The sequence below is a fragment of the Thiocapsa sp. genome (assembly GCF_011390875.1).
Taxonomy (GTDB): Bacteria; Pseudomonadota; Gammaproteobacteria; order Chromatiales; family Chromatiaceae; genus Thiocapsa.
Window position 1 is genome coordinate 1 of record NZ_JAABRP010000242.1, and the last position, 6,603, is coordinate 6,603.

Below are 6,603 nucleotides of genomic sequence, written 5' to 3' on the forward strand. Positions count from 1 at the left end.
GCCCCGTCCATGCCGGAATCATCGAGCCCGGACACTTCCGCTTCCAGGCCGCGGGCGAGGACGTCCTGCGTCTGGAGGCGCGCCTCGGCTATGTCCATCGCGGGATCGAGAAGCTCGCCGTGGGGCGCGATCCACGGGGGCTCATGCGACTCGCCGGGCGCGTCTCGGGTGATTCGACCGTCGCCTATGCCTGGGCCACCGCTCAGGCAATGGAGCGCGCCGCCGGCTGCGCGCCGCCGCCTCGCGCGACGAGTCTGCGCGCACTCCTGGCCGAGCGCGAGCGCATCGCGAACCATCTCGGCGACATCGGCGCCATCTGCAACGATGTCGGATTCGCCTTCGCCCACGTCCAATGCGCCCGGTTGCGCGAGCAGTGGCAACGCCGCAGCGCCGCGCTCTTCGGGCACCGTCTGATGATGGACGCGCTGGTCCCCGGCGGCGTCGCCAATGATATCTCTGAGACTGCCTTCCGCGAGCTGCGTCTGGACCATGCGGCCCTGCACAAGGCCATCGAGCCGCTGTTCGATATCGTCGACGACCATCCGTCGCTCGACGACCGGCTGATCGGCACCGGCATCCTCGCGCATGCCGACGCGCGCGCACTCGGCTGCACCGGTTATGTGGGCAAGGCCAGCGGGCTCGGCTTCGATGTCCGCCGCGACAGTCCCTATGCGCCGTACGACCAGGTGAGGGTCGAGGTCCCTGACGAGACGGCGGGCGACGTCGCCGCCCGCGTGCGGGTGCGCATGAAAGAGGTCCGCGCGAGTCTCTGGATGCTCGACCGTCTGCTCGATGCCCTGCCGGAGGGCGAGATCGCCGTGCCCTTCCAGCTTCCGGAGGAGGGCGCCATGGGCCTGGGCCTGATCGAGGGCTGGCGCGGCGAGATCCTCTGCTTCGTGCGCTTCGCCGCAGAGGGACGGATCGCCCGCTACTTCCCGCGCGACCCGAGCTGGTTCACGTGGCCGGCCCTGGAGCGCCTGATCCACGGCAATATCGTGCCCGACTTCCCGGTGTGCAATAAGTCGGTTAATGGGTCGTATGCGGGAGTGGACCTCTGAACCGCGCCACCCGACGACAGGCGCGGTGAGTTGCCCGGTTCGACCTCCCGGCCATCAACGAAAGTCGGAGCGGGCGCGGTTCAGGATATTGAATGCTTTTTTCCGAACCGCGTCATGCAGAGGATTCATGGATATCCTCGCCATCGCCACTTCCGATCAACCTCTCGAATCACGACGAGACGCGGTTCAGTATGTTCCGAATTCTTAAGCAATCCTTCCGCATCGGTGTCGTCACCGAGGCCCCGCCTGCGCACGACGACGCCGAGCTGGAACGGCTCGGCATCGAGGTGCGCCGACACATCGATGCGCGCTTCGATGGCAGTCTCGCCATCCGTCAGGTCGACGCGGGCTCCTGCAACGGCTGCGAGCTCGAGATCCATGCGCTCAACAACCCTTTCTACGATGTGGAGCGCTTCGGTATCCACTTCGTTGCCTCGCCCCGCCATGCCGACGTGCTGCTCGTGACCGGTCCTGTCTCACGGCACATGGAGACCGCCCTGCGCCGGACGTGGCGCGCCACCCCATCCCCGAAATTCGTCATCGCCGCCGGGACCTGCGCCTGCGACGGCGGAGAGATCGGGGTCTCTTATGCCTCCTGCGGTGCGATCGAGAACGTCATCCCGGTGGATGTGAAGATTCCGGGCTGTCCGCCCACGCCGGTCGACCTCTTGAAGGGACTGCTCGGGGCATTGGAGATCGATCAGTGAGGGTGGGTGCTTCGAGGCTCGAAGGCTCTAAGCAAAGGATGCCGCGAAGGTTCGGGTAGCGTCGTCGACGGGGCGATGCTCTGCGGAGTTTTTTGCGATGGCGAGGTTGGTCGTCGCAGCGACGCCTGCGTGCTCCTCTGTCCTGACCCCTCTCCTCCTCGGTCGTCGGGCGTAAAACGGGCCTGCCAGGTCCTCATGGGTGCCTCTTCAGATTTCAACGGATCGCCCGACCGGGCCGGATGCGGGGATCAAGCCGCTGTTCTCTCGACCGGCGCTGATGCCATCTTGACCGCCTGTGTGAAGGATGCGGATCAGGTGCCGACCAAGCTACCCTTCGATTGGGAGGGGTGGGAACCAGAGCCGGAAGTGACGTACGCCACCGGCCCAGACTTGGAAGCCGTGGCCTTGGTCGAGCATTACAGCGCCAGGGCATTGGCCGGCGCCGTTGGCATCAGCAAGACCGAGGTCTCTTCCTCTCTGCGGCGTAGCTTTGATGCCGGCTTGGCGCGGCGTGACCGGGATTCCGGTCTGCCACGGGTCAATCGGAGCGCGTTGCTCGAGATCGGCGAGCACTGTCTGCGCTGGCTGTTTCCGGTGCATCCAGGTCCGCTCGCGCGCGGCATCCCTACCGGGTTTGCCGCCCCCGTGCTCGCCACCATGCTGGAAACCACGTGAGCGCCGCTGCGGATACGCATCGCGCGATGGTTGAACTGGTCGCCCGCGCGCTCGGTGACGATTTGCTGCGCCGCATGGCATTCACTGGCGGCTGCGCAACCGGTCTGCTGATCGTTGACTTCATGCCGACTGACGAGCGGATTCTCGGCTTCACCAACCGCTGGTATCGGCATGCTTTGGCAAGCGCCGAGCCCTATTCCCTGACACCGGACGTGCTTATCCGTTTGGTCTCGCCAGCCATGTTTGTCGCCACCAAGCTCGAAGCCCACCGCGGTCGCGGCAACAATGACCCTTTAACCAGCCGCGACCTTGAGGATCTCATCAATTTGACTGACGGGCGCGACGACCTCGTTGCTCAGGTCGGATCCGCGTCGCCGGAGGTCACGGCATACATCGTCGCGGAGATTGCCGACCTGCTCCGCGACCGCCGTTTCGAGGATGCCGTTCAGGGCAATGTCAGGAACCCGGACCGGGAGGCTCTGATCTTCGAGCAGCTGGAGGCCATTGCAGGTCTCCCGACGCCCTTTGTATCGTCGTGAGCGAGCGGCCTCCCCGACGATCTCCGAACTCGGCAAGGATCATCGGGGCACTTCGAGGAGGTGAGCTTGACACCGGAGCACTTGCGATCCCGCTACGTTCGACCAGGCAAGAAGGCAATCATTGAACTTCGATCGGGTCCCTCCTGATCAGCGGCAAGGTATCGCTGCCGATGGGCGTTGCGGGTCCATACATACCTTCTCATACGTGACCCGAAAAAATCTCGCCGTACGCCTTTTCCGTTCAGGTCACGTTCAGGCTGTCTTGCGTATTCTGGATCCAACGACGGGATACACCAGTTCTCGTCGTCAAGAACCCCTGACATGAGGGCAGGGCCGATTCGCCGGGAGACGCAGCAGTATTGCGCATCTCCCCGAATCCACTCGATCCGTCCGATATGCTTGATCAACCTAAGAGGGTAAACCAATGACCAACACGACCTCCAAGCTCTTCCCCGTCGCTCTTGCTGCCATCCTCGTCACGCTCGGCGGGGCCGCATCGGCGCAGACCAACTTCAATACCACGATTCAGGAGGGTCGTATCAATACCAACGACACCTCTCAGCGTGGTGCTTACAACGACAACGCGACCTACCAGGAAGGGCGCGACAACGCGAACCGCACCAAGCAGCGTGGTGACGAGAATTGGAATCAGACCGGTCAGTTCGGCAGGATCAATTACAACGAGACCAGCCAAGGCCCCATGGCCGATCGCGGTGGAAAGACGCGCGATCGCTAACCTGAAGGGTTGTCGAGCCGACACCCCGGCGTGGGTGTCGGCGATCAGGTCTACCCAACGAATGGTGTCTATCCATGAAAACGTCGATCTTGTCGGTTGGTATCCTGCTGTTTTCCTTGTTCCCTTTGGCGCAGGCCGACGGGGGGGGCGACCGGACGCAGGGCCCTTGTTACAGCGTCAACATTCAGAATGATCGTGTCAATCGATCGGATGTTCAGCAGGACTGCGAGATGAACTTTAGTCGAACCGTGCAGGCCGGAATGGAGAACCGTACGTCGACGATCCAAACCGGTGATGTGAACAACAACAAGGTTCGACAGTATCAATACCAGCATCCACGTTACCGAATCTCCGGGGATGGCGACTAGCTTTAAACTCGGTCTTTGTTTCCGGGGTTTTCGAATTAGTGCGGAAGCACCAATCAATGTCTTACTCCGGGTAGAGGATTGTTCGGAACGTCGGTCCGAAGATCACTTGTTGCAGAGCGCCACGGGGCATGCGTGACACCGCAAACCGGTGTCACGAGCCCCTGAACGTTGGGTGCCCGATCTATTCAGCGTTGTGCCGCGAAGCGGTGTGACGGCCAGCGTATTTTTTTGGCCGTACATCTTCTTCAGGTCGATGTTCTTTCATTTAGCCGAGCTAAGGTCAAGAAAATGTCGAACTCTATCTTCAAGCCATTGCCTTTAATTGCTTTTGCGCTGTCGGCTCTACTCGTCGGTCCGGTCTTGGCGCAGGACAATACCAATAGATCCGTTCAAGTGGGTAAGGTCAATATCAATCACACCCGCCAGTGCGGGGACACCAACGACAATGCCACCTATCAAGACGGCAAGGTCAACATCAACAAGACCAAGCAGGGCGGCTGCAACGACCGAGGTAACGGGAAGGGGCAAGGGGGCGGGGCGAAGGCCGATGGCACGCACCCGGGCAAAGGTCGCTCGGCGCTCGCCGCGCAGGCGCGATAGCACACGTGGGGCGCGATGGCCTGAGCTCACGGCGGCCGATACGGTGCGCCGGATCGCAGGCGCTCGGGGCAAACGACCGAAGTCGGCGCTTCGGGTCGGCGCCTGCCCCTTCTGGCTGGTCGTCCCGCGGGAGAGACCGATGAAGATGAAACGAATCAGTACGAGCGGCGTCGACCGGGTGTTGTTCGGCCTGGCTGTTCTGTCGATGAGCGTCGTGGCGGGATGCGCCGTTGCGCAGACCCACTCATCCGGCGGTTCGACGGCGGTGATCCAACAAAGCGGAGGCAGCCGTCCGGTCGAGTCGCGGGTGACCCGTGATCGGGATGGACAGACCATCGTCACGCAGGACGGCCGCAGCACGGACATCACCATTCAGCGAGACAGCGCGGCTTCGGCCTCCGGCAGTGATGGGCCGCGCATGAGCCCGCAGTCGGAACGCTTCGAGCGGCCTTCGCGCCGGGATGGCTTCAGTTCGCGGTTTCCCGGAACCAGCGGAGGTGGCGACGACGTGGGAGAGACGTCCGGGTCTACACGGGATGCCTTCAAGTCGCGGATGCTTGAGCGGATGCGATGACTGGGGCCATGATTAGGATGGGTAGAGCGCAGCGAAACCCATCTTTTCCGAGTAGCCGCTCGGATCGGGTGTCCGAGCGGGGAGGATGGGTTTCGCTACGCTCTACCCATCCTACGTTTTTGGTTGTTTTCGAATTGTTCCTCGGGGCCTGACGGCCGATCAGCCCCGCAGGGCTTGGGCGGTCGGGAAGTCGCCGGCCTGTGCGACCCTTTCCGGGGTGCCTTCGGCGACGACCCGACCGCCTGCGTCGCCTGCTTCCGGCCCCAGGTCGATGATCCAGTCGGCCTCGGCCATGAGGTCGAGGTTGTGCTCGATCACCAGGACGGAGTGACCGGCGTCGACAAGTCGATGCAGGACGTTGAGCAGGCGCTCGACGTCGGCCATGTGCAGGCCGACGGTCGGCTCGTCCAGGACGTAGAGGGTCGGGCGGGCGTGGCGTTGGGTCTTGGCCGAATCGGGACCGTGCCCCGGTCCCGGAGCAGGCGTCGATCGGGCTTTGGTCAGCTCGGTGACCAGCTTGATGCGCTGGGCCTCGCCGCCCGAGAGTGTGGGGCTGGGCTGACCGAGCTGCAGATAGCCGAGTCCGACGTCCCGGAGCAGGGCGAGCGGGTGGTGAATGGCGCGATGTGCGTGAAAGACATCCACCGCCTCGTCGACGCTCAAGCGCAGGACCTGACCGATATCGAGTCCCTGGTAGCGGACCTCGCGGGTCTCGCGGTCGAAACGGCTGCCGCCGCAGACCTCGCAGGTCATGCGCACATCCGGCAGGAAGCTCATCTCCAGCTTCTGCACCCCCTGTCCCTCGCAGGCGCTGCAACGCCCTCCGCTGGTGTTGAAGGAGAAGCGTGCCGGTCCCCAGCCGAGGATGCGGGCCTCCGAGGTGGCGGCGAAGAGGCGGCGGATCGGGTCCCAGAAGCCGACATAGGTGGCGGGGCAGGAGCGTGGCGTCTTGCCGATCGGCGTCTGGTCGACCTCCAGGACGCGCGCGAGGCCCTGCCACCCGGTCAGGCGCTTGCAGCCGACCAGGGTGCCGTTGCCGGGACGCGCCGCCGGCTTGCCCTCCAGCGCGAGCAGGTTGCGCATGCTCTTGACCAGGACCTCCCGCACCAGTGTCGATTTGCCCGAGCCCGAAACGCCGGTGATGCAGACCAGCCGGGCGAGCGGGACGCGGACCTCGATGTCCTGCAGGTTGTGCCGGCGGGCACCCGAGATCAGGAGCCAGTCGTCGCCCTTGCCGGTCGCGCGGACCGGCCGCGAGCGTCCTCGCACGCGGGCGAGCGCGCGCCCGGTGACGGAGGCCGGATCCTGCATCAGCTCGAGCGCGGTGCCGCGGGCGATGATCTCGC

General features: G+C 64.0%; 8 protein-coding genes and 1 pseudogene. 8 read left to right on the forward strand and 1 reads right to left on the reverse strand.

What is annotated here, in order from left to right; translation table 11 throughout:
• The 8 genes from GPT33_RS16060 to GPT33_RS16095 all read left to right on the forward strand — a co-directional run.
• On the forward strand, window positions 1-1,058 hold a 1,058-nt coding region (locus tag GPT33_RS16060), incomplete at its 5' end, for a nickel-dependent hydrogenase large subunit (RefSeq protein WP_296810830.1).
• Window positions 1,059-1,249: 191 nt separating this feature from the next.
• Window positions 1,250-1,765 (forward strand): NADH-quinone oxidoreductase subunit B family protein, encoded by a 516-nt coding sequence (locus GPT33_RS16065; RefSeq protein WP_296810832.1) that lies wholly within the window; start codon window positions 1,250-1,252, stop codon window positions 1,763-1,765.
• A gap of 195 nt (window positions 1,766-1,960) precedes the next feature.
• Window positions 1,961-2,440, forward strand: a complete 480-nt coding sequence (locus tag GPT33_RS16070; protein WP_296810835.1) for a hypothetical protein — start codon at window positions 1,961-1,963, stop codon at window positions 2,438-2,440.
• 26 nt (window positions 2,441-2,466) lie between these two features.
• Window positions 2,467-2,979, forward strand: coding sequence for a hypothetical protein (locus GPT33_RS16075; protein WP_296810837.1), 513 nt, complete (start codon window positions 2,467-2,469; stop codon window positions 2,977-2,979).
• Between the two features lie 424 nt (window positions 2,980-3,403).
• The gene (locus GPT33_RS16080) at window positions 3,404-3,715 is read left to right on the forward strand and encodes a hypothetical protein (protein WP_296810839.1); all 312 of its coding nucleotides are present in this window, start codon (window positions 3,404-3,406) and stop codon (window positions 3,713-3,715) included.
• Between the two features lie 74 nt (window positions 3,716-3,789).
• On the forward strand, window positions 3,790-4,083 hold the full coding sequence (locus tag GPT33_RS16085; protein WP_296810841.1) for a hypothetical protein: 294 nt from the start codon (window positions 3,790-3,792) through the stop codon (window positions 4,081-4,083).
• 168 nt (window positions 4,084-4,251) lie between these two features.
• The gene (locus GPT33_RS16090) at window positions 4,252-4,683 is read left to right on the forward strand and encodes a hypothetical protein (RefSeq protein ID WP_296810843.1); all 432 of its coding nucleotides are present in this window, start codon (window positions 4,252-4,254) and stop codon (window positions 4,681-4,683) included.
• Window positions 4,684-4,822: 139 nt separating this feature from the next.
• Window positions 4,823-5,257 carry a hypothetical protein gene (locus tag GPT33_RS16095; RefSeq protein WP_296810846.1) on the forward strand — a complete coding sequence of 145 codons (435 nt, stop codon included), beginning with the start codon at window positions 4,823-4,825 and terminating at the stop codon, window positions 5,255-5,257.
• Between the two features lie 159 nt (window positions 5,258-5,416).
• On the opposite strand, the pseudogene GPT33_RS16100 reads toward GPT33_RS16095, so the two are convergent.
• Window positions 5,417-6,603: pseudogene (locus GPT33_RS16100) on the reverse strand (excinuclease ABC subunit A); the annotation flags it as partial.